A 24,134-nucleotide genomic window follows, 5' to 3' on the forward strand; every position below is an offset into this window, starting at 1 on the left:
GCCGACCCTCGGCGCCCCGCCGGGTCGGACGTGCTCTCGGTCGAGGTCGTGTCGGAAGGACGGTGGAGACGCTTCGAGGCGTCGTGCGACGGCGCAGGCGGGCGGCACCCGCCCGGGACGTGCCACCGTGGCTCATCCGACGGCGCAGGGAGGGACCATGAGCGAGGAACGACGTCGCGAGCTCGGGGAGACCGACTTCCCCGTGGAGCAGGAGCTCAAGGACGCCTTCGACAAGATCATGGACGAGGGCGCCCAGCGGCTGCACCGCACGGTCCGCTCCGTGGTCATCACCGGCCTGTTCGGCGGGATGGAGGTCGGGCTCGGCGTCATGGCCTACCTCGCCGTGCTCCACGAGACGGGCAACCACCTCCTCGCCGGCATCGCCTTCGGCGCCGGCTTCATCGCGGTGCTGCTCGCCCACAGCGAGCTGTTCACCGAGGACTTCCTCGTCCCCGTCATGGGGCTGGTGACCCGTCAGGCGAGCGTCTGGCAGCTCGTCAAGCTGTGGGCAGGGACGCTGGTGAGCAACCTCGTGGGTGGCTGGGTGTTCATGTGGCTCGTCATGCACGCCTTCCCCGAGTGGCGACCGACGATCGAGGAGTCGGCACGCCACTTCGTCGACGCCCCCTTCACCCTCCAGACGGTCTGCCTCGCGCTTCTTGGCGGCAGCACGATGACGCTCATGACCCGGATGCAGAAGGGCACCGACTCAGACATCGTCCGGGTGGTCGCCGGCGTGGTCGGTGGTTTCCTCCTCGCCGGCCTCCAGCTGTTCCACTCGATCCTCGACTCGCTCCTCGTCTTCGGCGCCATCCACGCCGGCGCCGACATCTCGTTCCTCGAGTGGCTCAGCTGGTTCGGCTACACGGTCGTGCTCAACGTCGTCGGCGGGATCGTCCTGGTGACCAGTCTGCGCGTCGCGCGAAGCAAGGAGCTCGTCGTCCACTTCCGCGAGCAGGCCCCGGAGGACCCGGACACCGCCCACGGGCGGTGACCGGGCCGGGCCGGTCACCAGCGCGGGTGGATGGCTTCGCGCAGGTCGCGGTCGTAGATGGTGCGGACGGCGTCGTCGAGCTCGGCGGGCAGCTCGATGGAGCCCGCTGCCGCGTTGGCGCGGGCCTGCTCGGGGTTGCGCGCGCCGGGGATGACGGAGGAGACGCCGTCCTGGGCCGCCACCCACGCGAGGGCGACCTGCGCCGTCGTCGCCTGCGGGACGAGGAGGCGAGCGACGGAGGCGAACTCGGTGGCGGCGCGCACGCCCGTATCGAAGTCGACCCCGGAGAAGGTCTCGCCGACGTCGAAGGCCTCGCCGTGGCGGTTGAAACTACGGTGGTCGTTCTCCGCGAAGGTCGTCTCGGGGGTGTAGCGGCCCGAGAGCAGCCCGCTGGCGAGCGGGACGCGGGCGATGATGCCGACACCGGCCTCGCGCGCGGCGGGCAGCACCTGCTCCAGCGGCTTGAGACGGAAGGCGTTGAGGATGATCTGGACGGTCGCGACGTTCGGGCGGGCGATCGCCGCCAGCGCCTCCTCGACCTTCTCCACGCTCACGCCGTAGGCAGCGGTGACACCCTCCTCGACGAGCGTGTCGAGGTCGTCGAAGACGCGGTCGATGCCGTAGACGGCGGTGGGCGGGCAGTGGAGCTGGACGAGGTCGAGGGTGTCGACGCCGAGGTTGCGGCGCGAGCGGTCTGTCCACGCCCGGAAGTTGTCCATCGAGTAGTTCTCGGGCTCCTGCGGCAGGCGCCGGCCCATCTTCGTCGCGACCGTGACCTCGGTGCCCGGGTTGGCGCGGCGCCACTGGGCGATGAGCGACTCGCTGCGGCCGTCGCCGTAGACGTCGGCGGTGTCGAAGAAGGTGACCCCGGCCTCCGCGGAGGCGTCGAGGACGGCGAGCGCGTCGGCCTCGGCCACGTCCCCCCAGTCCGCGCCGAGCTGCCAGGTGCCGAGTCCGATGGCCGAGACGGTACGGCCGGTACGGCCCAGGGTGCGCGACTGCATGCTTCTCCTTCGACTGCGGGACGGGGTGGGCCCAGGCTACCGGGGGTCTCGCGGTGTGCTCGCGAGGGGGCTGTGGTGGGATGGCAGTGGCGGCGCAGCGTGCCGCCGGCCTCCGGGCCGCCCCATGTGCGAAGGAGAGACTCATGCCCAACCCCGTGGTCAACAAGGCGAGCACCGAGTGGAACGGTGAGCTGTTCACCGGCTCCGGCACCACGACCCTCGAGACCTCCGGCAAGGCCACCTTCGACGTCGCGTGGCAGTCGCGCGGCGAGCAGCAGGGTGGGACGACGACCCCCGAGGAGCTCATCGCCGCCGCACACGCGACCTGCTACGCCATGCAGTTCTCCAACATGCTCAAGGAGAACGGCACCCCGCCCACCCAGCTCAACACGAGTGCCGCGGTCACCTTCGTCGCGGGCACCGGCATCACCGGCATCGAGCTCACCGTCCGCGGGACCGTCGAGGGCATCGACGCCGCGAGCTTCGACGAGCTGGCCCGCAAGGCCAAGGACACCTGCCCCGTGAGCCAGGCGCTGGCGGGCACGGAGATCACCCTGGCCGACGTCCAGCTCGCCTGACATCGACGCTGCCGACACCGTGTGGGTTCCGCGCTCCCCAGGAAGCCGGAACCCACACGTTGTGCCGGGGCACTGTGCGGCGCCCCGCGGGCGGTGGTGCGTGGCCCGGCACGTCGGCGGGCACCGATAGCCTGAGCCCATGGCGAGCACCCTGACCGTGGCCGACGTCGTCGGCCTCCTCGAGCAGCGATACCCGCCGCGGACGGCGGAGGGCTGGGACGCCGTCGGACTCGTGGCCGGCGACCCGGACGCTCCGGTGCGGACGGTGATGTTCGCCGTCGACCCGGTCCAGGCCGTCGTCGACGAGGCGATCGCCACCGGCGCGGACCTCCTCGTCACCCACCACCCGCTGTACCTGCGCGGGACGACGTCGGTGGCCGCCACCAGCCCCAAGGGCCGGGTGGTCCACGAGCTCGTGCGCGCCGGCTGCGCGCTGTACACCGCGCACACCAACGCAGACTCCGCCGCCGGGGGAGTGGCCGACGCGCTCGCCGACCTCCTCAACCTGCGCGAGCGCCAGCCCCTCACCCCGCACGACGCCGCCGCGCTCGACACGCTCACCGTCTTCGTCCCGCAGGACGACACCGCCGCCGTCCTCGACGCGCTCGCCGAGGCGGGCGCCGGCGACATCGGCGACTACGACCGCTGCGCGTTCACCGTCGCCGGCCAGGGCACCTTCCGCGCCGGCGCCGCCGCCAACCCGACGATCGGCGAGCGCGGGGAGGTCACCGAGGTGGCCGAGGACCGCCTCGAGATGACCCTGTCGCGCGAACGCCGCCCCGCCGTGCTCGCCGCGCTGCGCGCCGCGCACCCCTACGAGGAGCCGGCCTTCTCCGTCGTCGAGCACGCCACCCACCCGGCCGGGACGGGCATCGGCCGCATCGGCACCCTCCCGACACCGACGACGCTGCGTGAGCTGGCGGAGCACGTCGCCGCCGTCCTGCCCGCCACCGCGCAGGGCATCCGCGTGGCCGGGGACCTCGACGCCCAGGTGAGCCGGGTGGCCGTGTGCGGCGGGTCGGGCGACTCGCTGCTCGCCACCGTGCGGGCGCTCGGCGCCGACGTCTACCTCACCGCCGACCTGCGCCACCACCCGGCCTCCGAGGCTCTGGAGGCCGGCCCGCCCTACCTCATCGACGCGACGCACTGGGCCAGCGAGTGGCCCTGGCTGCCCGTCGCGGCCGCCCGGCTCGAGGAGGACGCCCGCGAGGCCGGCGCCGCCCTGCGCACCGAGGTGAGCAGGATCGTCACCGACCCGTGGACGCTGCGCCTCGGCGCCCCTGACAATGGCACCACGACCGACAACGAGGGAGTCACCCTGTGACCACTGCCCCGGTGGCCGACCAGCGCCGTCTGCTCGACATCCAGACGCTCGACACGCGCGCCGCGAAGCTGGCCCACCAGCGCCGCACCCTGCCCGTGCTCGAGACGATCGCCGAGCTCGAGGGCCGGCTCCAGGACCTCCACAGCGCCCAGGTGGAGGAGCGCACCGTCGTCGGCGACATCCGCCGCGAGGTCGCCAAGGCGGAGGCCGACGTCGAGCAGGTGCGCCAGCGCGCCGCCCGCCACCAGGCCCGGCTCGACTCCGGTGCGGTGTCCGCCAAGGAGGCCCAGGCGCTGCAGGGTGAGCTCGAGCAGCTCGCCCGCCGCCAGGGCGACCTGGAGGAGACCGAGCTCGAAGTCATGGAGCGCCTCGAGGAGGCCGAGTCCCGGCTCGCCGAGCTCGGCGAGCAGGAGGCGGCGATCGCCGCGGACGTCGCCCGGCACGTCGCCACCCGCGACGCCGAGTGGGCGACCATCGACGGCCAGCTCGAGTCCGTGGCCAAGGAGCGTGCCGCCGCCGCGGCGCAGATCGACGCCGGCCTGCTCGCCCTGTACGACCGCGTCCGCGAGCGCACCGGCGGCCTGGCCGCCGTCGCCCTCTACGGCTCGCGCACCGAAGGGACCCAGCTCGACTTCTCCCTCACCGAGCTCGACGCGATCCACTCCGCCCCGGCCGAGCAGGTCGTCCAGCACGAGGACTACGGCTACATCATCGTGAGGATGGAGCCGAAGTGAGCCAGGCCAGCCTCTTCGACGCCGAGCCCCCCGTCACGACGGCGGTGGGCGCGGGGGAGCAGGGGCTGGCCGGCTCCGGGCGGCGGCTCGTCGTCGAGGCCGACGGCGGCTCCCGCGGCAACCCCGGGCCCGCGGGCTACGGGGCGCTCGTGCGGGAGGGGGACACGGTGCTCGCCGAGCGCGCCGAGTACCTCGGGGAGGTCTCGAACAACGTCGCCGAGTACAGCGGCCTGCTCGCCGGGCTGCGCGCCGTCGCCGAGATCGACCCGACGGCGCGGGTCGAGGTGCGCATGGACTCCCGGCTCGTCGTCGAGCAGATGTCGGGGCGCTGGAAGATCAAGCACGCCGACATGCGCCGCCTCGCCGACGAGGCCCGCACGATCCTCCCGCCCGGCCAGGTGACCTACACCTGGGTCCCCCGCGCCGAGAACTCGGCTGCCGACGCCCTCGCCAACGCCGCCATGGACAGCCGCCGCACCATCACCAACAACTACCCCGACAGCTCACTTACCGCCGACAGCTCACTTAGCCCCGACAGTACAGTTACCGCCGACGACGGAGCCCGGCCCGCCACGACCGCCGGCACCGACGAGGACTGGGACGAGGAACCGCCCATCCCCGACGTCGACACCGGAGCCCCATCCCTCTCCGACCCCGGCGCCATCACCCTCGTGCTCGTCAGCCCGGGCTGGGCCCCGCGCGACGGTGAGGAGGACCCCGAGCTCACCGACGAGGGTCTGGAGCTGGCGGGAGGCGCAGCGGCCGTCGTCGACCGGATCGGCGACACGCTGTGGCCGCACCTGCACCGCCCCACGATGCTCCTCGCCTCCCCTCTCGTGCGCGCCCAGCAGACCGCCGAGCTCATCAGCGAGGTCGCCGACCTCGGCATCCCCACCGTCGACGACGACTTCGCCGCCGCCGCGCCCGGGGAGTCGCGCGCGGAGCTTGCCGTACGCGTCGAGCGGGCCCTGGCTCGGCTGGACGACACGTGCGGGGGCTGCACCGTCGTCGTCGCCGCCCACGCCGACGTCATCGCCGCGGTCATCGGGACGGTCGTCGAGGCGCCCACCGAGGCGTGGGACGTCTTCCGCATCGCGCCCGGCACGCTCAGCGTGGTCCGCCGTTGGAGCGGGCGCGGAGAGGTCCATGTCATGGGCTGCCCGGCGCAGCTCGTGGGCAGCGAGGTCGGCTAGACTCGGCGGGCGGATGAGTCGGCCAGGCGGTCGCGGCGCCCCTCGGGGCGACGAGGAACGTCCGGGCTCCGCAGAGCAGGGTGGTGGGTAACGCCCACCCGGGGTGACCCGCGGGACAGTGCCACAGAGAGCAGACCGCCGTCGCAGCCTCCGGGCCGCGGCGGTAAGGGTGAAAGGGTGGTGTAAGAGACCACCAGCGTGCCGGGTGACCGGTGCGGCTAGGTAAACCCCACCCGGAGCAAGACCAGACAGCAGGCGCCCGAGGGCTGCTCGCCCGAGCCTGCGGGTAGGTCGCTGGAGGCGTGCGGCAACGTACGTCGTAGATGGATGGCCGCCACCGCGGAGCCGGTAACGGCACCGCGGGACAGAACCCGGCGTACCGGCCGACTCATCCGCCCCTCGTGGGTTTCCGCTCCGCCGCGGGTCGTCCACAGGTTGGCTTCGCGCGCAGCCTGTCCACAGGTGGCGCGGCTGCCGTCACGCGCGTCGGCGGACGACGACATCCTGGAGTCCTCGGCGGGCCCGTCCGCCGCGAGCCGGAGGAGGTCCCGTGCGCGTCCGCCCAGCCGCCGTCATGCTCGCCACCGTCGCCCTCGTGCTCGCCGGGTGCAGTCCCGGGCAGGAGTCCGCGCGGGAGTCACCGCCCGCGCCGCCGAGCGCGCGCCCGAGCTCCGAGCCGACCGCGACGCCCGAGCCCGAACCGTCGGAGAGCTCCTCCGCCCTCGAGGGCCCCACGCTGCCCCCGGAGCTCGCCGCCCGCATGCCGCCCGAGGAGGAGATCGACGGCATGATCCTCGAGGCCGAGGCGGCGTACGTCGCCCACCGCGCCGTGTACGACGCCGCCGCCAGCACCGGCTTCACCGCCCCCGGGCTGGTCGAGAAGCTCTTCGCCACCGCTACCGGTGACGTCCGCGAGCTGCTCGAGGCCGAGGCTGCCGCTTTCGCCGAGGAGGGCCGGGTGATGGACGGTCGAGGCGAGGTGCTCGGGATGGAGCTCTACTCCCTCGTCGTGCCGGAGGCGGATGGTACGGGCCTCGGCATCAACTTCGACGTGTGCGTCCACATCGAGGGCGCCGTCAAGGAGGCCGACGGCACCGTCGTCTACGGGCTCGACGGCGACCCGGTCCGTCTCGTCGTGCGCCTCACCGACCACGAGGGCGCCTGGCTCCTGGCCAGCCAGAGCGTGCAGGAGGGCCCGTGCCCCGAGCACCTCAGCGGCTGACGGCAGCCACCCGCGGACGCGCGGCGGTGCCCTGCGGCGACTACCGTCGGCCACGAGCACCGCCGCCCCCGGAGGACGACATGCGCACGGACCTGGCCCACGACGCCGCAGCAACAGCGGTTGCCGGCGTGGGCGCCTCCTGGGTGATGAACCGGGCGACCACCGCCTTCCAGCAGCGGCAGTCGCCGGAGTCGCGGCGGCGCGAGAAGGAGGCGAGCGGCGACGTCGCCTACGCCGCCCTCATGCAGCGCGTGGCCGGCGTCGTGGGCGGGCAGCTCGACCCGGGAACGGCGGAGCGGCTCGGCCTCGCGTTCCACTACGCCATGGGCACCGCCCTCGTCCCCGGGTACGTCCTCCTGCGCCGTCGCCTAGGTATGCGGCCGCTCACGGCGGGGCTCGCCCTCGGCCTGTCCGTCTCCCTCCTCGTCGACGAGGTGGCGAACCCGCTCCTCGGGTCCGCGGCCCCGCCGCAGGACTACCCGCTCGCCTCCCACGTGCGGGGGCTGGTCGGGCACGTCGCGTTCGGGCTCTCAGTACCCGCCCTCTTCGAGGGGACGACGGCGGCGCTCGCCCGGCTCACGCGTCCTTGACGGCGGTGATGCTGTAGGTCGTGGGGACGTTCTGGCGCAGCGGCTCGGGGAAGGCCCAGTCGGCGCCCACCGGCTCCATCAGCGGGTGCGCCGGCCACGGGCAGGTCTGCTGCTCCCCAAAGCTCGTGATGCGCAGGCCCGCGCCCAGCAGAGAACCGATGATCTCGGCCAGCGAGTGCGGCCACTCGTAGGTGCGCGGGTGGGCGATCACCCGCTCGTCGCCGGTGTAGGAGATCTCGTCGTCCCACACCTGCGCCAGCCCGGTGGGGAAGTAGCGGTAGCGCACCTCGAGGAGGTCGCTGCGCCCGTCGTCGAGCGTGTAGAGCATGGGGTGGCCGTCCCGGATGAAGAAGGTCCCGCCGGGGCGGAGCAGCCGGGCGATGCTGCGCGCCCAGGAGGTGAGGTCGGGCAGCCAGGTCACCGTGCCGATGCTCGTGTAGACGACGTCGAAGGTGTCCGCGACGGCGTCGGCCGCGTGCTGCGCGTCGGCCTCGACGAAGCGCGCCTCCAGCCCGCACTCCCGCGCGAGCTCGCGGGCGACCTCCAGGCTGCGCGGGGACAGGTCGACCCCGGTGACCCGCGCCCCGAGGCGGGCCAGGGACAGGGTGTCCTGGCCGACGTGGCACTGGAGGTGCACGAGGTCCAGCCCCCGCACCGTGCCGCCCGGCAGGTGCGGGGCGAGGAGGGCGAGGTCGTCGGTGACGACGTCGCTGATCCGCTCCGGGTCGGCGACGAAGCCGGGCAGGTCGTACATCGCGGAGCCGGCGTGGATGTCGGCGCGGTCGTCCCAGTTGGTCCGGTTGACGAGCACCGCCTCGGTCGGGTCGACGGCGGCGTCGGAGCCGGGCGGCACGTCAGGATGAGCAAGCATGGCGGGACCGTAGCGGCGACGGCGTCACCCGGGCCAGGCTTTTCGGACCGGTGTGGACGTGAAATGCCCTCCCGCGGACACCCGTGGCTGTGCCACGATGAGCCGCACCGACCGCCCACCCGCAGGAGCCTCCCGTGACGAGCGACGTCGTCCACCGCACCGCCGCGCCCCGCACCGGGTCCCCGGTCCTCGAGGTCTCGGGGCTCGTCCGCCGCTTCGGTGACCTCACCGCCGTCGACGGCGTCTCCTTCCGTATCGCCCCGGGGGAGACCTACGGCCTGCTCGGCCCCAACGGCGCCGGGAAGACGACGACGATCTCCATGGTCGCCGGCCTCCTCGCCTCCGACGCCGGCGAGGTCCGCGTCGGAGGGCGCCGGATGGGCCCCCGGGAGGTGGAGCCCAAGCGCTACCTCGGCCTCGTCCCGCAGGAGCTCGCCATCTACCCCGAGCTCACCGCCCGGGAGAACCTCCAGTTCTTCGGACGCCTCCACGGCCTCAGCGGCGGCGCGCTCAAGCGGCGGACCGCCGAGGTCCTCGAGCTCATCGGCCTCACGGACCGCGCCAAGGACCAGACCAAGGAGTTCTCCGGCGGCATGAAGCGCCGCCTCAACATCGGCGTCGGCCTGCTCCACAGCCCCGAGCTGCTCATCCTCGACGAGCCGACCGTCGGGGTGGACCCGCAGTCGCGCAACGCGATCCTCGAGTCCGTCGAGGCGCTTTCCACCGAGGGCATGGCCGTCCTCTACACGACGCACTACATGGAGGAGGCCGAACGCCTCTGCGATCGCATCGGCATCATCGACGCCGGGCGCATCCAGGCCGAGGGCACCCGCCACGAGCTCATCCGCATCATCGGTGAGCTCGACGAGATCCGCCTCGTCGGCACCGGCGACACCGCCGCGGCCGCCACCGCGCTGCGCGAGCTGCCCGCCGTCGAGAACGTCGTCGTCGAGGGCCGCGACCTCATCCTCCACCTGCGTGAGGCGCCGACGGCGGTGGCCGGTGTCGTGACGACCGCCGGGCGCAGCGGGATGGAGCTCTCCGACGTCGAGATCACCCGGCCCGACCTCGAGTCGGTCTTCCTCCACCTCACCGGCAAGGCGCTGCGGGACTGACATGCGCGCGCTCCTCACGATGGCCGCCAGCGACCTGCGCCAGCGGGTCCGCGACCGCTCCGTCCTCATCATGGGCATCCTCGTGCCCGTTGCCCTCATGTTCGTCATGAACCTCGTGTTCGCGGGTGGAGAGACGCCCGAGCTCGACGCCGTCACCGTGGCGGCCGCCGCCCCCGCCGACGACGAGCTCGCCGCCACCCTCCTCACCACGCTGGCGGGGATCGAGGACTTCGAGGTCACCGTCGAGGACGTCACGCCGGAGGAGGTCCGGCCCTTCGCCGAGTCCGGGGACGCGGCGCTCGGGATCCTCGTTCCCGACGGTTTCGGGGCGGCGGTCACTGCTGGGGAGCCCGTCACCGTCGACCTCGTCGAGGGGAACGGCGCCGGCCTGGAGACCGACGTCCTCGTCCTCGTCGTCCGCGGCGTCACCGAGCAGATGACCGCCGGGACAGTCGCCACCCAGGCCGGGGCCGGCCTCGGACTGGAGGAGGAGGCGGTGGGCGCGATCGGGCAGCAGGTGGCCCAGGCGGCCCCCGCCGTCACCGCCGTGGAAGGGACGACCGCGACCGAGCAGCTCGACCCCGCCGCCACGACGGTCGCCGGTCAGGCGGGCCTCTTCCTGCTGTTCACCGTCGGCTTCGGGGTGCTCGCCCTGGTCAACGAGCGGGAGCAGGGCACCCTGGCGCGGCTGCGGTCGATGCCGATGCGGCCCGGGCTCATCGTCGGAGCCAAGGCGCTGTCGAGCTACGTCCTCGGGGTGGCCGCCACCCTCGTGCTCATCACGGCCGGGACGTTCCTGTTCGACGTCGACTTCGGCTCCGAGGCCGTCGTCGTCGTCCTCGTGCTGTGCGTCGTCGCCGCTGCAACCTCGCTCATGTTCGTCGTCGCCCGCGTGGCGCGCACCGCCGAGCAGGCCGGGGTGGCGCAGGCGATCCTCGCCGTCGTCCTGGGGATGGCGGGCGGGGCCTTCTTCCCGATCGCCGCGGGCGGGCTGGCCGCCACGCTCCTCGACCTCAACCCCGTCGCCGCCTTCACCCGCGCGCTCGGCATCACGTCGGGCGGCGGGGGCCTGGCCGACGTCGCCGGACCGGTCGGGATGATGCTCGCCTTCGCCGCCGTGTGCGCGCTCCTCTCGCGGCTCGTGCCCGACCGCGGGGTGACGGCATGAGGGCGCCCCTGGCGATCGCCGGCACCGAGCTGCGCCGCTTCGTGCGCGACCGCTCGAACATCTTCTTCGCGCTCATCTTCCCGCTGCTCCTCGTCGTCGTCATCGGGTTGCAGTTCGGGGGCGGCGGGCCCTCGGGCCGTGTGGCGCTCACCGGCAGCGGCGGCGAGCTGAGCACCGCGCTCGCGGCCGAGCTCACCGACGCCGGCGGCACCGTGACCGAGGCCGACGCCGAGGACATGCGCACTCTCGTCGCCCGCGGACGCGTGGACATCGGTCTGCTCGTCGACGACGCCGCCGAGGAGGCCTTCGCGGTGGGCGCGCCCGCGCAGGTCGAGCTCATCTCCTCCTCCGACGCCGCCTCCCCGACGGCGGCCCAGCTCGTGCGCACCGCGCTGCAGACGCTGTCCCTCGACCACATCCAGCTGACCGCCCTCACCGCCGCTGGCGCGCCCGCCGACGAGGCACAGGCCGCCCTCGCGCAGAGCCGGGAGGCGGTGGCACCGGTCGAGCTGAGCGTCGTCGACGTCGACGAGATCGCCCAGGAGCTCGGCGGCCTGGGCCAGTTCGACCTGGGCGCGGCGACGATGATGCTGCTCTTCGTCTTCCTCTCCACCCTCGGCAGCGCCGTCACCCTCATCCAGTCCCGCCGCCTCGGCGTCCAGGGCCGGGTGCTCGCCGCGCCGGTGTCCGGGACGCAGGCGATCCTCGGCCAGCTCCTCGGCCGGTGGGTCATCGCCAGCTTCCAGGGCGTCTACATCATGGTGGCCAGCGTGCTGCTCTTCGACGTCGACTTCGGCGACGTGGGGCTGGCGCTGCTCATCGTCCTCGTCTTCGGGGTGGTGGCGACGGGCGCGGCCATGCTGCTCGGCTCCCTCATGGACCACGAGGGCGCGGCCAACGGCGTGGCCGTCGGCCTGGGGCTCGTGCTCGCCGCGCTCGGTGGCTGCATGTTCCCCCTCGAGCTCATGCCCGACACCCTGCAGTCGGTCGCCCACGTCACCCCGCACGCCTGGGGCTACGAGGCCTTCGCCGAGATCCAGCGCCACGGCGGCGGCCTGGCTGACATCGCCCCGCAGCTGGGCGTGCTCGCGGCGATGGCGCTCGGGCTGGTCCTCCTCGGCGCGTGGGCACTGCGCCGCAGCGTCGCGCGGGCGATGTAGCTGGGCGAGCGCGGCGCGTCCCGCCTCCGAGGCTGCTGAGCGATGGGGAGTTCTCCCCAGGGGGAGGGCTCGTCCGGACGCCTCCCACTGGGGTAGAAATGGGCGGCGAACCGACACCGGAGGAGCAGCACCATGGGCCGACTCGAGGTGGCCCTGTACTGGCTCGCGGCCGCAACCGGCGCACCGGACAACGTCCAGGACGCCGTCCTGAAAGAGCGATGACTCACCCGGCTGGTATCCGCCCCGTGCGGCTCGTGTGGCGGGACGCCCTGCTGGGAAGTCCGCTGCGCCAGTTCCAGGTCGTGCTCCTCACGTCCATGGCGGTGGCGTTCTGGATCTTCGGGATCGTCGATGTCCTCTCCTTGCCGCGGGAGGGAGTGGAGGGCACCCTCGCCGATCTTGCCGCCGGCGCTCTGGGGGACCGGTGGCACTCCTTCCTGGTCGCGCTCCTCGTCTGGGCACACGTCCCGCTCCTGCTCGCCTTGTGGTGCTGGGGAGCGGTGCTGGCAGCGCGCTCGGCGGTGGCCGAGTGGCGCGGGCCCGACGCCGGGACAGGTGCCAGCGGAGCCGTCGGCCGTCTCCCGGCAGGCTTCGTCGGCTGGGGCGCTCTTGCTGTGGGCATGCTGGCGCACTCTGCTGCCAGTCTCATGCCCGGGCACGCTCTCCTCTGGGACGAGCACTACGGCCTGACCCAGTGGGTGGCCCTGCTCTGGTGGGCCGTGGCGCTCGCCATGCTGGCCGTCGTCCTGGCCGGTGCGGTGCGCCGGCGGCGGCAGCGCCTCGAGCGGGAGCGCCGACGAGAGGCCGGGCGGGTCGCCGCCGCGGAGCGCCGGGCGGCAGCGAAGGCCGCCAAGCGCCAAGGGAGGGGACGCTGATGGCCGAGGTGAGGATGGCACCGTGAACGACCTGTACCTCCTGTCCGACCCGGACCCCGCGGTGTGGTTCGCGGTGCCGAACCGGTACCCGGACCAGGACGCCCGCGACCCGCGGGCGTGGGCGCGGATGGTCGCCGCCGAGGTGGCCACCGACCGCAAGGACCGCAAGCTCCTCGAGCGGATCCTCGAGGACCTGGCCCGCTCCGAGAACGGCCGCGACGAGGGGCTGGCCTACCTCTTCCTGCCGCCCGACAAGCGGCCGATGCATCTGGCGCGCCTGCGTTCGCTGCCCACGGAGGACCTGCCGGACGAGCCGCCCGCCGGGCCGCTCGAGCCCGCCACCGATGTCTACGACGCGGACCGGCTGGGTCAGGCCGTCCGGACCGTCTTCGCCGGGCTCGCCGATGAGCAGCGCGGCGACCTTCTCGTCACCGTGGCCTACCGGTGGACGCTGGGCCCCACGTCGGTTCTTCTCACGCTGTCCACCCTCGACCCCGGTGAGGCGGTGGCCATGGTCGGCGAGCTCGACACCTTCGCCGACGACGTGTGGGTCGAGGACGAGGACGGCCGTCCGGTGCGTGCCGACGACGTGCCCGCATCCGCAGGGGGCGAGTGATGGGCGAGCCCAAGGGGCGAGCCGGCCATGAGCGGGCGCGCCGCGAGCAGGCCGACGAGCAGCTGTCCTTCACCGAGGCGGCGGCACTGCACCGCTCCGGCCACGGCGAGGTCCTCACCGACGAGGAGAGGGAGAGCATCGGCGCGGGTGCCAGCGGGCTGGCGGTGGTCACGCTGCTCGCCGGGCTCTTCGGGCTCGGGCCGGTCGGGCTGGTGACCGGCTACGTCGCACTCCACGGCCGACCGACGTCGAGCTGGATCGCCGTGCTGGGCATGACGCTCAGTGCGCTGCACACGGTCCTGCTCGCCGTCGCCCTCGTCCTGGCGATCGCGGCCGGCTGAGCTGCGGTCTGAAGCGCGCCGCTTCGCCGATGTCCCCCGTTGTCCTTCGAGCTCCCCCTTCCGCTCGGGCTGCGGTGGGGAGAACCGGGAAGGTCACCGGCGCGGATCAGGCCCGCCCGCGTAGCATCGGTCCATGGCCGAGGACTCCGTGCGCGTGGACAGCTGGCTATGGGCGGTGCGGATCTTCAAGACCCGCAGCCAGGCCCAGGCCGCTTGCCGCGGTGGCCACGTGCGCGTCGACGGTGACCGCGCCAAGCCCGCCACGCTCGTCGGCGTTGGCAGCCGCGTGGTCGTGACGGGCGGCCCGCAGGAGCGCACCGTCGTCGTCCAGCGGCCGCTGCGCAAGCGCGTCGGCGCCCCGCTCGCCGCCCAGGCGATGATCGACGAGACCCCGCCGCCCCCGCCGAAGGTGGAGCAGGCCGCCGTCCCGGTGCGCGAGCGCGGCGCCGGCCGCCCCACCAAGCGCGAGCGGCGCGACCTCACGCGGTTGCGCGGCTACTGAGGCGTGGGCAGCGAAGCGAGACGCCGAGCCTCAGCCTCGCCGCTGGCCACCGGGACGCGGCAGTTCGCCCTCGTCGTCACGGTGACGGCGGCTGTGGGGTTCTGGCTCTCGAACGTCGTCCTCTCCCATCGGCGTCTCGGCCGACCGGTGACGGCGGAGAAGGTGCTGGCGGGCCTCACCTCAGACAGCACCGCCGAGCGCTGGTACGCCGTCGTGGGAGGCCTACTGCTCTACGGTCACCTCCCCGTGATGGCGCTCCTCGCGTGCTGGGGCGCGGCGCTGGTCGCGCACTCCACGGTGCGGGCGTGGCGAGAGCCGCTGGCCGAGCAGGTGAAGATCACGGTCGGTGAGGCGGTCGTCCTGACGCCCGACCTCGAGCGGGTGATGCGACGCGAACCAACGGACCACATCCCATCGGTCGGCACCTTCTGGGGGGCGGTGTTCGCGGGCGCATTCGCCACGCGCGCGGCCTTCAGCAGCTGGACCCTGGATGGTGCCCCCTTCCTGGACCGTTTCTTCGGCCCCGCCCTGTGGGTCGCCCTGCTCTGGGGAGCAGTCGCGGTCCTTGTCGCTGTCTCCGCGGCGGGCATGCACCTGCGCCGTAGGCGGTACCTGCGCGATCCCCGCAATCGCCCACGGCTGAGGCGCCACACGCGCCAGCAGCCGCTGACCTTCCGCCCGCTGGAACCGCCCACGGACCGGCAGCGGCGTGCCGACGGTCACCTGGTAGGCGCGATCATCTGCGCGGCGCTCGGGCTGGGCCCGCTCGGCCTCGCCCTGGGCGTCTGGCGCCTGCGGTACACGAGCAACGGGTGGGGCGGGGCGCTTCTCCTCGTCGTCAACGGTCTGAGCTCCGTCGTCATGGGGGCGGCGCTCGTGATCGCCGTTACTTGAGGGCCCGGCCTACGGGCGGAGCTGCGCCGCCTGGGCCTCGTGCTCGGCACGCACCCGCGCGTCGCCCAGGCGCGGGTCGAGCGGGGCGACGCCGGCCGTGAGGTCGTCGATGTAGCGGTGGTCGGCGGCGATGCGGCGGCTGGCCTCCGTGGCGTCGGCCACCCGCCCGTGCCCGGGGACGACGGCGTCACACCCGGCGACGACGTCCGCCAGCCGCTGGAGGGACTTGCGGTAGGCGTCGACGGCGCCCGGATCGTCGTCGAGGAGCGGCACCTCGATGTCGGAGAGCACGTCCCCGGCGACGAGGACGCCGTCGTCGGGCAGGTGGAGGCTCGCGTGCCCGGGAGCGTGGCCCGGGGTGAGGACGACGACGGCGCGTGGGCCGGTCCACGGCAGCTCGGTGGTGTCCGGTGGGAGCGGCGTCGTCCCGCCGACGACGTCCCACTGGTGGCCGGGGAGGTCGCGTGCCGCCTGTTCGGCGAGCTCGTCGTCCGAGTAGGCGGCCGCGGCCGCGGGCGTGGCCCAGCGCGGGACGTCGGGCAGCGTCGTCGACCACAGCACGTGGTCCCAGTGCGGGTGGGTGGAGAAGGCGGCGGCCACGTGCCAGCCCCGCTCGGTGAGCTCGCGCTGGAGCGAGACGAGGTCTGCCGGCGTGAGGGCGGGGTCGACGAGGAGGCAGGCGCCGTCGTCGTCCACGACGACGGTGGAGGTGGTGAGCCAGGTGGGGGAGGTGGTGACCCAGACGCGGGCGGAGACCTGCTCGAGCACGTCAGCGGTGGTTGGCGGCCGCCAGAGCAGCGGCCCCGACGATGCCGGCCTGGTTGCGCAGGGCTGCGGGCACGATCGGTGCCTGGAGCTTGAGGAGCGGGAGGAACTGGTCGGCCTTCTTGCTCACGCCCCCGCCGACGACGATGAGGTCGGGGGAGAAGAGCATCTCGACCGTCTCGAAGTAGCGCTGCAGGCGCTTGGCCCACTTCTTCCACGATAAGTCCTCGCGCTCGCGGGCGGAGTCGGCGGCGCGGCTCTCGGCGTCGTGGCCGTCGATCTCGAGGTGCCCGAGCTCGGTGTTGGGCACGAGGGTGCCGTTCGCGATAAGCGCGGAGCCGATCCCTGTGCCGAGCGTGACGACGAGGACGAGGCCCTCGACGCCCTTGGCCGCGCCGTAGACGGTCTCGGCGTAGCCGGCGGCGTCGGCGTCGTTGACCGCGACGACCCGCCGGCCGATCGCCTCGCTCATCACCTGCGGGACGTCCACGCCCCGCCACGACTCGTGGAGGTTGGCGATGAAGGGGACGACGCCGTGCTTGATCGGCGCGGGGAAGGTCAGCCCGATCGGCACGTCAGGGGCGAGCTCGAAGCCGCCGACGAGCTCCTCGACGACCGCCGCGACCGCCTTCGGTGTGGACTTCGCGGGGGTGGGGATGCGCACGCGCTCGGTGGTCAGCTCACCGGCGGCGAGATCGACCGGGGCCCCCTTGATCCCCGAGCCGCCGATGTCGATGCCGAAGGCGACGGGGGTGCTGGTCGTGGGCATCGGTACTGCTCCGGTGGTTCGACGGCGGTGAGCGACTCGGAGCCTACCGCCAGCCGGTCACGCGGGCTGGTCGAGCGACGCGCGCCAGGCGTCCAGTCCCTGCTGCACCTCCGCATCGGTGCGGTGCTCCACGCGTGTCATCAGCGTCCACCGCACGCCGAACGGGTCCTGGACGGAGGCGAAGCGGTCGCCGGTCACCGCGAAGTCGGCCGCCTCCTCTCGGACCCGCGCGCCCCGCTCGCGGGCGACGGCGAGGGTCGCGTCGACGTCGGGGACGTAGACGGCGATCGAGAAGCGCGCGTCGTCGCTGCCCGGGTCGTTGGGCACCGCGTGGAACTGCGGGTTGGGGTCCATGACGGTCATGCGGCCGTGCCCGAGGTCGAGCTCGCAGTGCCAGACGGAGCCGTCGGGCCCGTCCATGCGGGTGACGACGCGCGCGCCGAGGACGGTGCAGTAGAAGTCGATCGCCTGGGTTGCGGGGGAGACGACGACGAGCGGGCTGAGGGAGGTGTAGCCCTCCGGAAGGTGTGTGCTCATGCCCTCAAGCCTCCCTAGAGTGCTGCACGTGGGGCTTGAAGATCCGCGCCAACGTCGCGACGGCACCGTCCTGTGGCCGGCGGCGGGCGCGGACGTCTTCGACTCCGGCCGCCTCCCGCTGCCCGGCCCGCTCGCGGAGGTCGGCGCCTACTACTGGTGGGTGGCCTGGCGGCGCGCCGAGCGCGTCCCCTTCCGCCAGCAGGTCCTGTCCCACCCCGTCACCCACCTCACGGTCGAGGCGGCCGAGGGTGGGGTGCTCCACGGCCTGCCCGTCCCCGCGGCGCTCGTCCACGGCCTCGTCACCCGCGTCTTCACCGTCGACCTGCCCGTCGCCGGCCGGGTCGCCGGGCTCGCCTTCCACCCCGGCGGCCTCGCCGCGCTGCTCGGGCGGAGCGTCGCCGACCTCACCGACACGGTCGTGCCCGCGCGGGAGGTGCTGGGCGACGTCGTCGGCCCCCTCACCCGCGACGTGCTCGCTGAGGACGACGACGGCGCCCGCCGCGACGTCGTCGTCGGCCACGTGTCCGAGGTGCTCGCGCCGCGGCTCGACGCGGTGCGCGCCGACGAGGGCTACCGCACGGTGCGCGAGGCGGTGACGCTCATGCGGCGCCGCGAGCACGTGACGGTGGCGCCGGTGGCCGCGGAGCTGCACGTGTCGGTCCGCACGCTGCAGCGGCTCTTCGCCCGGTACGTCGGGGCCTCGCCGCTGTGGGTGCTGCGGCGGCACCGGCTGCAGGACGCCGTCGCCGCGCTGGACGCGGGGGAGGGCCAGGACCTCGCGGCCCTGGCGGCGTCCCTCGGCTTCGCCGACCACGCCCACTTCACCCGCGCCTTCACCGCCGTCGTCGGCGTCCCGCCCTCGACGTACCGCCGCGCGTAGCCCCACTCCCTCCTCCGCCGAGTACGCACCGACGGTCACGACGGCGCCCGCCCGAGGCCCGCCCGGTGACCGTCGGTGCGTACTCGCGAGGAGGGTGGGTCAGGGCAGGGTGAGGATCTCGGCGCCGCTCTCCGTCACGAGCACCATGTGCTCGAACTGGGCGGTGCGACCGCGGTCGGTGGTGACGGCGGTCCAGCCGTCGTCCCACAGGTCCCACTCGGGGGAGCCGAGGGTGAGCATGGGCTCGATCGTGAAGACCATGCCCGGCTCCATGACCTCGTTGTGCTCGGGAGCGGCGTCGTAGTGGGGGACGATGAGCCCGGAGTGGAAGGCGCGGCCCACGCCGTGGCCGGTGAACTCGCGCACCACCCCGTACTCGAAGCGCTTGGCGTACGCCTCGATGACGCGGCCGATGACGTTGATCTCCCGGCCGGGCTTGACCGCCCGGATGCCGCGCTCCATCGCCTTGCGGGTGCGCTCGACGAGGAGGCGGGACTCCTCGTCGACGTCGCCGACGAGGAAGGTCGCGCTGTTGTCGCCGTGGACGCCCTCGCGGAAGAGGGTGATGTCGATGTTGACGATGTCCCCGTCCCTGAGGACGGTGCTGTCCGGGATGCCGTGGCACACGACCTCGTTGACCGAGGTGCACAGCCCCTTGGGGAAGCCGCGGTAGCCGAGGGAGGAGGGGTAGGCGCCGTGCTGGAGGGCGAACTCGTGGCCGATGAGGTCGAGCTCGTCGGTCGTGATGCCGAGCCGGACCGCCGCACCCACGTGGGCCAGCGCCTGGGCCGCGAGGCGGGCGGTGCGCCGGATGCGCTCGATCGTCTCGGCGTCGTTGACCTCGCTGCCCGTGAAGGGCTGCGGCTCGGGCCTGTCGACGTACTCGGGGTACTCGATCGAGGTGGGGACGGGCCGCCGCGGGGAGATGGTTCCGGGTGTCAGGGTGCCCAGCGGGGCGCGATCGGCAAGCATGGGAGGAGTCTACGTACGGCCCGACGAAGGAGGCGCCATGGCCAGCGTGCACGAGCCTGCTGAGAACCGCGAGGACCGCATCGAGAAGGTCACCAAGCCGCACGGCCTCGGGGAGTTCTACCTCAACACCCGCACGGGCGAGATCGAGGAGGGCAAGGTCTCCGGCGCGCTCAACCGCATGGGGCCCTACCCCACCCGCGAGGCGGCGGCCGAGGCCTACGAGCGCGCGGCGGACCGCAACGAGGCCTGGGACGAGGAGGACAAGGCCTGGAAGGACGACGACTGACCTGGTCCGGGCGGCGGCGCCGGCCCGCTTCGCTGAGCTCCCCGGTTCTCCTCTGACCTCCCACCCGGGAACGGGTGGCGCTGAAGAGAACCGGGGAGGTCACGCCGGGTGGCCGCCAGTGAGCGCGCGCTACTCGGCGAAGGTGTGCTCGGGGCCGGGGAAGGCACGCTCGCGCACGGCCTCGGCGTAGGTGCGGGTCGCGGTGTACAGCGCCGCCCCGACGTCCCCGAACTTCTTGGCGAAGCGCGGCGCCCACGCCGTCATCCCCGCCATGTCGGTCCACACGAGCACCTGGCCGTCGCAGCTCGGCCCGGCGCCGATCCCGATCGTCGGCACGTGGAGCACCTCCGTGGCACGCTCGGCCACCGGGGCGGGCACCATCTCGAGGACGACGGCGACGGCGCCGGCCTCCTGGAGGGCGACGGCGTCCTGCACGAGCCGCTCGGCGGCCTCGTCACCGCGCCCCTGCACCCGCGCACCGCCGAGGACGTTCTCCGACTGCGGCGTGAAGCCGAGGTGGCCCACCACCGGGATGCCCGACTCCGACAGCAGCCGCACGTGGGCGGCGATGCGCTCCCCGCCCTCGAGCTTGACGGCGTGCACGCCGGCCTCCTTGAGCATCCGCGCCGCGGAGGCGAAGGCCTGTTGCGGGGAGGCCTCGTAGGAGCCGAAGGGCAGGTCGGCGACGACCATCGCCCGGTGCGCGGCACCGGCGACGGCGCGCGCGGCGGGGATCATCTCGTCGAGAGTCACGGGGATCGTGCCGCCCAGGCCGAGCATGGTGTTCCCGATCGAGTCCCCGACGAGCAGCATGTCGATGCCCGCCTCGTCGAAGATCCGCCCGGTCACGGCGTCGTAGGCGGTGAGCATCGTGATCGGCTCGCCCCGCTCCTTCATCTGCGCCAGGTGGTGGACCCGCACCCGCTTGGGGACGGGCACCCCGGCGGTCGCGCCGGCGGGGGTGGAGGCTGGGGTCTGCTCGCTCATCGTCGTTCGTTCTCCAGGTGGGTGTGCTGGTGCCCCGACCCTACGCGTCCCGCGGACATCGGGCGCCGTGCGCCGGGTGCTGTGTCAGGATCGGCCCTGACCAGGCCACGTTCGTCGTCAAGGGAGACACTTCATGCCCGTGCTCAGCGACCTGCTCACCGCGCTCCGCAGCGGCGCGGTGGAGATCGTCGACCTCACCGCGCCCCTGAGCTCCCAGACGCCGATCCTCGAGCTGCCCGAGCAGTTCGGGCAGACGGCGCGCTTCGAGCTCGAGGAGATCTCGCGCTACGACGACCGCGGGCCGGCCTGGTACTGGAACAACTTCCGCACCGGTGAGCACACCGGCACCCACTTCGACGCCCCCAACCACTGGGCCAGCGGCCGCGACCTCGCCGACATCGCCTCCGTGCCGGTCGGCGCGCTCGTGGCGCCCGCCGTCGTCCTCGACGTCACCGAGCACGTGGCCGCGGACCCGGACTTCCTCATCGAGCGCGAGCACATCGAGGCCTTCGTCGCCGAGCACGGCCCGCTGCCCGAGGGCGGGTGGCTGCTGTGCCGCACCGGCTGGTCGGCACGCACGAGCCAGGAGGACATGATCAACCGCGCCGACGACGGCCCGCACAGCCCCGGCATGTCCGTCGAGGCGGCCCGGTGGGTCGCCGAGGAGAGCCCGCTGCAGGGCATCGGTGTGGACACCGTCGGCACCGACGCGGGCGCGGCGGGCGGCTTCGACCCGCTGTTCCCCTGCCACCACTTCCTCCTCGGCAACGGCAAGTACGGCCTGTCGCAGCTGCGCAACCTCGACCGGCTCCCCGCCACCGGCGCCGTCGTCCTCGCCTCGCCGCTGAAGATCGACGGCGGCTCCGGTTCCCCCGTGCGCGTCCTCGCGCTCGTCGAGCGCTAGCCGTGGTCCGCGTCTCGGAGGTCGTCGGCCGGGCGCTCGTCGCGAGCGGGATCGACCACGTCTTCGGCGTCGTCGGCTCGGGCAACTTCCACGTGACCGTCGCGATGATCGACGCCGGGGCCCGGTTCGTCGCGGCCCGTCACGAGGGCGGGGCGGCGACGATGGCGGACGGGTACGCCCGCACCGCGGGCGTACCGGCGGCGCTCACCGTCCACCAGGGCTGCGGCCTGACGAACGCGCTCACCGGCATCGCCGAGGCCGCCAAGTCCCGCACGCCGCTCGTCGTCCTCGCCCCCGAGGCCGTCACCCTCACCTCGAACTTCCACGTCGACCAGGAGGCGATCGCCTACGCCGTCGGCGCGGTCCCGCTGCGGATCACCGACCCGGCCACCGCCGCGGAGGAAACGGCGGCCGCCGTCGCCATGGCCCGCGACGAGCGCCGCACGGTCGTGCTCAACCTGCCCCTCGTCGTCCTCGACGCCGAGATCGAGGACGCGCCGCTGCCGGGCCCCAGCGTCCCGCCGCCCGCCCGGGCCGTCGCCCAGGCCGACCTCGAGCGCCTCACCACCGCGATCCGCACGGCCCGCCGGCCGGTGTTCGTCGCCGGCCGCGGCTCCCGCTCCCCGCAGGCGCGCGAGGCGCTCGTCGCGCTCGCTGACGCGTGCGGTGCGCTGCTGGCGACCTCCGCCGTCGCCAAGGGACTCTTCCACGACGAGCCGTGGTCGCTCGACGTCTCCGGCGGCTTCTCCTCCCCGCTCGCGGCCGAGCTCATCGCCGGCGCGGACCTCGTCGTCGGCTGGGGCTGCGCGCTGAACATGTGGACGATGCGCCACGGGCGGCTCATCGGGGAGGGCGCCACCGTCGTCCAGGTCGACGACACACCCGAGGCGCTGGGCGCGCACCGCGAGCTGAGCTTCGGCGTCGTCGGGGACGTCGCCGCCGCCGCGCGCGGCGCCGAGCGGCTCCTCGGCGCCCACCGCAGCGAGGGCTACCGCAGCGAGGAGTTGCGCGAGCGCCTGCGCCGCGAGCTGCGGTGGCGCGACGTGCCGTACACCGACACGTCCGACGGCGGTCGCATCGACCCGCGCACCCTCACCTCCGCGCTGGACGACCTGCTCCCGCGCGAGCGCGTCGTCGCCGTCGACTCGGGCAACTTCATGGGCTACCCGGCGATGTACCTCGACGTGCCCGACGAGCAGGGCTTCTGCTTCACCCAGGCCTTCCAGTCGATCGGCCTGGGGCTGGCGACGGCGATCGGCGCCGCCCTGGCCCGGCCGGACCGGCTGCCGGTGGCGGCCCTCGGCGACGGCGGCGCGCTCATGGGCGCCGCCGAGCTCGACACGGTCCGCCGGCTGGGGCTACCGATGGTGGTCGTCGTCTACAACGACGACGCCTACGGCGCCGAGGTCCACCACTTCCCCGGCGAGGACCTCGCGACGGTGACCTTCCCGCCCACCGACATCGCCGCCGTCGGCGCCGGCTACGGCTTCGATGCGGTGACCGTGCGCGAGGTGGGCGACCTCGAGGCGGTGCGCGCCTGGCTCGACGGGCCACGCGACCGGCCGCTGCTCGTCGACGCCAAGGTCGTGGCGGACGAGCCGGCGTGGTGGCTCGCGGAGGCCTTCGGGCACTGAGCCGGTGGCGGGCGGACCGTCTCAGGCCGCAGGCGGCGGTGCGGTGCTGCCCCGCACGACCAGCTCCACGGGCAGCAACACCCGCTCGCCGGGGCGCTGGCCGCCGTCGATCTGGCTGACGAGCATGTGCACCAGCCGTTCACCGATGAGGTGAAAGTCCTGGGCCACCGAGGTCAGCGGCGGCCAGAAGTAGGCCGCCTCCGGGACGTCGTCGAAGCCGATGACCGAGACGTCGTGGGGGACCCGGAGGCCTGCCTCGTACAGGGCGCGGTACAGACCCAGCGCCATGAGGTCGTTCGCGCAGAAGACCGCCGTCACGTCGCCCCTGGCGACGTCAGCGGCGATCTGGGCCCCCAGGTCGTGCCCGGCCGCCGCCGACCAGTCGCCTCGGTACGGCGGCGGAACCGGCCGCCCCGCTGCGCGCAGCGTCTCCCGCCAGGCGGTCTCGCGCTCGACGGCCGGCAGCGAGTCGGCGGGCCCCGCCAGGTGGCTGACGGTCCGGTGCCCCAGCCCGAGCAGGTGCTCAACGGCCTGGCGTGACCCGCCGTCCTGGTCGGTGGCCACCGCCGGGTGGTGCCCGGCGAAGTGGGAGTCGGAGACCACCACCGGGATGTGCGGCGGCAGAGTGAGGGTCTCGGGCGTGGTGGACTCGGCGCGGATGATGACGAGGCCGTCGATGGCCATGTCCGCAAGCCCCGCCACGGCCGCGCTCACGTCCTCCGACGTGGGAGTGCGCACGTCCACCAGGGTGACGCCGTAGCCACCCTGGCGGGCGGCGTCCAGGACGGCATCGACGGTGAACGACTCACCGGTACGGCCGAGCTGGTGGGCGATGACACCGATCGTGCGGAATGAACCGTGCTTGAGCGCGCGGGCCGCCGAGTTCGGGACGTACCCCACCTCGTCCATCGCCGCCAGCACGCGATCCCGGGTCTCGGGACGGACCCCGGGGTAGCCCGTGGACACCCGGGAGACCGTCTGCGCGGACACACCGGCGACGGCGGCGACGTCACCGATCGAGGGCGCGGTACGGCGGCGGCGCCGGGGGGGCACGGGCTCGTCGGTGCGTGGCCGCCGCCCGCCGCTGACCGGGTGCGTCTCAAGACTCATGCAGCCCCCTTCGCGGCTCCGTGTCGGCGGGCTTCCTCGCCCGAGCGCCCGGACTGGGCGTCTGAGATAGATGTTGACAGGTTCTGTTCGGTAGTGCCAGAGTATCGCC

Annotated in this window: 27 protein-coding genes and 1 other RNA gene; 20 read left to right on the forward strand and 8 right to left on the reverse strand. The window is 73.6% G+C overall.

Annotated features, from left to right (window positions below; all coding sequences use genetic code 11):
- Positions 1-157 precede the first annotated feature (157 nt).
- The gene (locus tag AA0005_RS07645; RefSeq protein WP_413452814.1) at positions 158-994 is read left to right on the forward strand and encodes a formate/nitrite transporter family protein; all 837 of its coding nucleotides are present in this window, start codon (positions 158-160) and stop codon (positions 992-994) included.
- A 14-nt stretch (positions 995-1,008) separates the two neighbouring features.
- Here AA0005_RS07645 and AA0005_RS07650 read toward each other — a convergent pair whose 3' ends face one another.
- Positions 1,009-1,998 carry an aldo/keto reductase gene (locus AA0005_RS07650; RefSeq protein WP_413452815.1) on the reverse strand — a complete coding sequence of 330 codons (990 nt, stop codon included), beginning with the start codon at positions 1,996-1,998 and terminating at the stop codon, positions 1,009-1,011.
- Between the two features lie 143 nt (positions 1,999-2,141).
- On the opposite strand from AA0005_RS07650, the gene AA0005_RS07655 reads away from it, so the two are divergent.
- The 7 genes from AA0005_RS07655 to AA0005_RS07685 all read left to right on the forward strand — a co-directional run bounded on the left by AA0005_RS07655 (position 2,142) and on the right by AA0005_RS07685 (position 7,639).
- Positions 2,142-2,576: an OsmC family peroxiredoxin gene (locus tag AA0005_RS07655; RefSeq protein WP_413452816.1), complete on the forward strand. Its 435-nt coding sequence runs from the start codon at positions 2,142-2,144 to the stop codon at positions 2,574-2,576.
- Positions 2,577-2,715: 139 nt separating this feature from the next.
- Positions 2,716-3,900: a Nif3-like dinuclear metal center hexameric protein gene (locus tag AA0005_RS07660; protein ID WP_413452817.1), complete on the forward strand. Its 1,185-nt coding sequence runs from the start codon at positions 2,716-2,718 to the stop codon at positions 3,898-3,900.
- Positions 3,897-4,634 carry a zinc ribbon domain-containing protein gene (locus AA0005_RS07665; RefSeq protein WP_413452818.1) on the forward strand — a complete coding sequence of 246 codons (738 nt, stop codon included), beginning with the start codon at positions 3,897-3,899 and terminating at the stop codon, positions 4,632-4,634. Before AA0005_RS07660 ends, AA0005_RS07665 begins: the two co-directional genes overlap by 4 nt.
- Positions 4,631-5,827: a histidine phosphatase family protein gene (locus tag AA0005_RS07670; RefSeq protein ID WP_413452819.1), complete on the forward strand. Its 1,197-nt coding sequence runs from the start codon at positions 4,631-4,633 to the stop codon at positions 5,825-5,827. The genes AA0005_RS07665 and AA0005_RS07670 overlap by 4 nt, the downstream gene beginning before the upstream one ends.
- A gap of 14 nt (positions 5,828-5,841) precedes the next feature.
- An RNA gene (gene rnpB, locus AA0005_RS07675) (RNase P RNA component class A) lies at positions 5,842-6,222 on the forward strand.
- A gap of 155 nt (positions 6,223-6,377) precedes the next feature.
- Positions 6,378-7,049, forward strand: coding sequence for a hypothetical protein (locus AA0005_RS07680; RefSeq protein ID WP_413452820.1), 672 nt, complete (start codon positions 6,378-6,380; stop codon positions 7,047-7,049).
- 80 nt (positions 7,050-7,129) lie between these two features.
- Positions 7,130-7,639 carry a DUF1440 domain-containing protein gene (locus tag AA0005_RS07685; protein WP_413452821.1) on the forward strand — a complete coding sequence of 170 codons (510 nt, stop codon included), beginning with the start codon at positions 7,130-7,132 and terminating at the stop codon, positions 7,637-7,639.
- Here AA0005_RS07685 and AA0005_RS07690 read toward each other — a convergent pair.
- Positions 7,626-8,510: a class I SAM-dependent methyltransferase gene (locus AA0005_RS07690; protein ID WP_413452822.1), complete on the reverse strand. Its 885-nt coding sequence runs from the start codon at positions 8,508-8,510 to the stop codon at positions 7,626-7,628. The genes AA0005_RS07685 and AA0005_RS07690 overlap by 14 nt on opposite strands.
- A gap of 134 nt (positions 8,511-8,644) precedes the next feature.
- Between AA0005_RS07690 and AA0005_RS07695 the strand changes: the two genes are divergently transcribed.
- The 8 genes from AA0005_RS07695 to AA0005_RS07730 all read left to right on the forward strand — a co-directional run bounded on the left by AA0005_RS07695 (position 8,645) and on the right by AA0005_RS07730 (position 15,181).
- A complete protein-coding gene (locus AA0005_RS07695) occupies positions 8,645-9,625 on the forward strand; it encodes an ABC transporter ATP-binding protein (RefSeq protein ID WP_413452823.1) in 981 nt (326 codons plus the stop codon).
- Position 9,626: 1 nt separating this feature from the next.
- Positions 9,627-10,793 (forward strand): ABC transporter permease, encoded by a 1,167-nt coding sequence (locus AA0005_RS07700; protein WP_413452824.1) that lies wholly within the window; start codon positions 9,627-9,629, stop codon positions 10,791-10,793.
- Positions 10,790-11,953: an ABC transporter permease gene (locus AA0005_RS07705; protein ID WP_413452825.1), complete on the forward strand. Its 1,164-nt coding sequence runs from the start codon at positions 10,790-10,792 to the stop codon at positions 11,951-11,953. The genes AA0005_RS07700 and AA0005_RS07705 overlap by 4 nt, the downstream gene beginning before the upstream one ends.
- Before the next feature lie 218 nt (positions 11,954-12,171).
- Positions 12,172-12,828: a hypothetical protein gene (locus AA0005_RS07710; protein ID WP_413452826.1), complete on the forward strand. Its 657-nt coding sequence runs from the start codon at positions 12,172-12,174 to the stop codon at positions 12,826-12,828.
- 22 nt (positions 12,829-12,850) lie between these two features.
- A complete protein-coding gene (locus AA0005_RS07715) occupies positions 12,851-13,444 on the forward strand; it encodes a hypothetical protein (protein WP_413452827.1) in 594 nt (197 codons plus the stop codon).
- A complete protein-coding gene (locus AA0005_RS07720) occupies positions 13,444-13,785 on the forward strand; it encodes a hypothetical protein (RefSeq protein ID WP_413452828.1) in 342 nt (113 codons plus the stop codon). Before AA0005_RS07715 ends, AA0005_RS07720 begins: the two co-directional genes overlap by 1 nt.
- 133 nt (positions 13,786-13,918) lie before the next feature.
- Complete coding sequence (locus AA0005_RS07725) at positions 13,919-14,287, forward strand: RNA-binding S4 domain-containing protein (protein ID WP_413452829.1); 369 nt, start codon at positions 13,919-13,921, stop codon at positions 14,285-14,287.
- Between the two features lie 93 nt (positions 14,288-14,380).
- The gene (locus AA0005_RS07730; protein WP_413452830.1) at positions 14,381-15,181 is read left to right on the forward strand and encodes a hypothetical protein; all 801 of its coding nucleotides are present in this window, start codon (positions 14,381-14,383) and stop codon (positions 15,179-15,181) included.
- Positions 15,182-15,190: 9 nt separating this feature from the next.
- Here the strand turns inward: AA0005_RS07730 and AA0005_RS07735 are convergent, their stop codons facing one another.
- From AA0005_RS07735 to AA0005_RS07745, 3 genes are read right to left on the reverse strand one after another with little or no spacing between them, the layout of a single operon-like run.
- Positions 15,191-15,949, reverse strand: a complete 759-nt coding sequence (locus AA0005_RS07735; RefSeq protein WP_413452831.1) for an MBL fold metallo-hydrolase — start codon at positions 15,947-15,949, stop codon at positions 15,191-15,193.
- A 1-nt stretch (position 15,950) separates the two neighbouring features.
- Entirely contained in the window at positions 15,951-16,715 is a 765-nt protein-coding gene (ppgK, locus tag AA0005_RS07740) for a polyphosphate--glucose phosphotransferase (protein WP_413452832.1), read from the reverse strand.
- A 57-nt stretch (positions 16,716-16,772) separates the two neighbouring features.
- Positions 16,773-17,252 carry a VOC family protein gene (locus tag AA0005_RS07745; RefSeq protein WP_413452833.1) on the reverse strand — a complete coding sequence of 160 codons (480 nt, stop codon included), beginning with the start codon at positions 17,250-17,252 and terminating at the stop codon, positions 16,773-16,775.
- Positions 17,253-17,280: 28 nt separating this feature from the next.
- Between AA0005_RS07745 and AA0005_RS07750 the strand changes: the two genes are divergently transcribed.
- Positions 17,281-18,132, forward strand: coding sequence for an AraC family transcriptional regulator (locus tag AA0005_RS07750; protein ID WP_413452834.1), 852 nt, complete (start codon positions 17,281-17,283; stop codon positions 18,130-18,132).
- Positions 18,133-18,231: 99 nt separating this feature from the next.
- Here the strand turns inward: AA0005_RS07750 and map are convergent, their stop codons facing one another.
- The gene (gene map / locus AA0005_RS07755; RefSeq protein ID WP_413452835.1) at positions 18,232-19,104 is read right to left on the reverse strand and encodes a type I methionyl aminopeptidase; all 873 of its coding nucleotides are present in this window, start codon (positions 19,102-19,104) and stop codon (positions 18,232-18,234) included.
- 37 nt (positions 19,105-19,141) lie between these two features.
- On the opposite strand from map, the gene AA0005_RS07760 reads away from it, so the two are divergent.
- Positions 19,142-19,390, forward strand: coding sequence for an SPOR domain-containing protein (locus tag AA0005_RS07760; protein WP_413452836.1), 249 nt, complete (start codon positions 19,142-19,144; stop codon positions 19,388-19,390).
- A gap of 129 nt (positions 19,391-19,519) precedes the next feature.
- On the opposite strand, the gene panB is transcribed toward AA0005_RS07760, so the two are convergent.
- Entirely contained in the window at positions 19,520-20,377 is an 858-nt protein-coding gene (panB, locus tag AA0005_RS07765; protein WP_413452837.1) for a 3-methyl-2-oxobutanoate hydroxymethyltransferase, read from the reverse strand.
- A 133-nt stretch (positions 20,378-20,510) separates the two neighbouring features.
- Here panB and AA0005_RS07770 point away from each other — a divergent pair, with 133 nt between their 5' ends.
- Together AA0005_RS07770 and AA0005_RS07775 are read left to right on the forward strand one after the other, a co-directional pair.
- The gene (locus AA0005_RS07770) at positions 20,511-21,281 is read left to right on the forward strand and encodes a cyclase family protein (RefSeq protein WP_413452838.1); all 771 of its coding nucleotides are present in this window, start codon (positions 20,511-20,513) and stop codon (positions 21,279-21,281) included.
- Positions 21,282-21,283: 2 nt separating this feature from the next.
- Positions 21,284-22,915 (forward strand): thiamine pyrophosphate-binding protein, encoded by a 1,632-nt coding sequence (locus tag AA0005_RS07775; protein ID WP_413452839.1) that lies wholly within the window; start codon positions 21,284-21,286, stop codon positions 22,913-22,915.
- Between the two features lie 21 nt (positions 22,916-22,936).
- On the opposite strand, the gene AA0005_RS07780 is transcribed toward AA0005_RS07775, so the two are convergent.
- On the reverse strand, positions 22,937-24,025 hold the full coding sequence (locus AA0005_RS07780; protein ID WP_413452840.1) for a LacI family DNA-binding transcriptional regulator: 1,089 nt from the start codon (positions 24,023-24,025) through the stop codon (positions 22,937-22,939).
- Positions 24,026-24,134: the final 109 nt, after the last annotated feature.

This window comes from Georgenia phoenicis (assembly GCF_047302425.1).
Classification (GTDB): domain Bacteria; phylum Actinomycetota; class Actinomycetes; order Actinomycetales; family Actinomycetaceae; genus Oceanitalea.

What these genes read in the sequence shown, in the direction of transcription:
- AA0005_RS07645 (WP_413452814.1), top strand. Translation starts at nt 158, where the DNA reads ATGAGCGAGGAACGACGTCGCGAGCTCGGGGAGACCGACTTCCCCGTG.
- AA0005_RS07650 (WP_413452815.1), bottom strand. Translation starts at nt 1,998, where the DNA reads ATGCAGTCGCGCACCCTGGGCCGTACCGGCCGTACCGTCTCGGCCATC.
- AA0005_RS07655 (WP_413452816.1), top strand. Translation starts at nt 2,142, where the DNA reads ATGCCCAACCCCGTGGTCAACAAGGCGAGCACCGAGTGGAACGGTGAG.
- AA0005_RS07660 (WP_413452817.1), top strand. Translation starts at nt 2,716, where the DNA reads ATGGCGAGCACCCTGACCGTGGCCGACGTCGTCGGCCTCCTCGAGCAG.
- AA0005_RS07685 (WP_413452821.1), top strand. Translation starts at nt 7,130, where the DNA reads ATGCGCACGGACCTGGCCCACGACGCCGCAGCAACAGCGGTTGCCGGC.
- AA0005_RS07690 (WP_413452822.1), bottom strand. Translation starts at nt 8,510, where the DNA reads ATGCTTGCTCATCCTGACGTGCCGCCCGGCTCCGACGCCGCCGTCGAC.
- AA0005_RS07700 (WP_413452824.1), top strand. Translation starts at nt 9,627, where the DNA reads ATGCGCGCGCTCCTCACGATGGCCGCCAGCGACCTGCGCCAGCGGGTC.
- AA0005_RS07705 (WP_413452825.1), top strand. Translation starts at nt 10,790, where the DNA reads ATGAGGGCGCCCCTGGCGATCGCCGGCACCGAGCTGCGCCGCTTCGTG.
- AA0005_RS07710 (WP_413452826.1), top strand. Translation starts at nt 12,172, where the DNA reads ATGACTCACCCGGCTGGTATCCGCCCCGTGCGGCTCGTGTGGCGGGAC.
- AA0005_RS07720 (WP_413452828.1), top strand. Translation starts at nt 13,444, where the DNA reads ATGGGCGAGCCCAAGGGGCGAGCCGGCCATGAGCGGGCGCGCCGCGAG.
- AA0005_RS07725 (WP_413452829.1), top strand. Translation starts at nt 13,919, where the DNA reads ATGGCCGAGGACTCCGTGCGCGTGGACAGCTGGCTATGGGCGGTGCGG.
- ppgK (WP_413452832.1), bottom strand. Translation starts at nt 16,715, where the DNA reads ATGCCCACGACCAGCACCCCCGTCGCCTTCGGCATCGACATCGGCGGC.
- AA0005_RS07745 (WP_413452833.1), bottom strand. Translation starts at nt 17,252, where the DNA reads ATGAGCACACACCTTCCGGAGGGCTACACCTCCCTCAGCCCGCTCGTC.
- map (WP_413452835.1), bottom strand. Translation starts at nt 19,104, where the DNA reads ATGCTTGCCGATCGCGCCCCGCTGGGCACCCTGACACCCGGAACCATC.
- AA0005_RS07760 (WP_413452836.1), top strand. Translation starts at nt 19,142, where the DNA reads ATGGCCAGCGTGCACGAGCCTGCTGAGAACCGCGAGGACCGCATCGAG.
- panB (WP_413452837.1), bottom strand. Translation starts at nt 20,377, where the DNA reads ATGAGCGAGCAGACCCCAGCCTCCACCCCCGCCGGCGCGACCGCCGGG.
- AA0005_RS07770 (WP_413452838.1), top strand. Translation starts at nt 20,511, where the DNA reads ATGCCCGTGCTCAGCGACCTGCTCACCGCGCTCCGCAGCGGCGCGGTG.
- AA0005_RS07780 (WP_413452840.1), bottom strand. Translation starts at nt 24,025, where the DNA reads ATGAGTCTTGAGACGCACCCGGTCAGCGGCGGGCGGCGGCCACGCACC.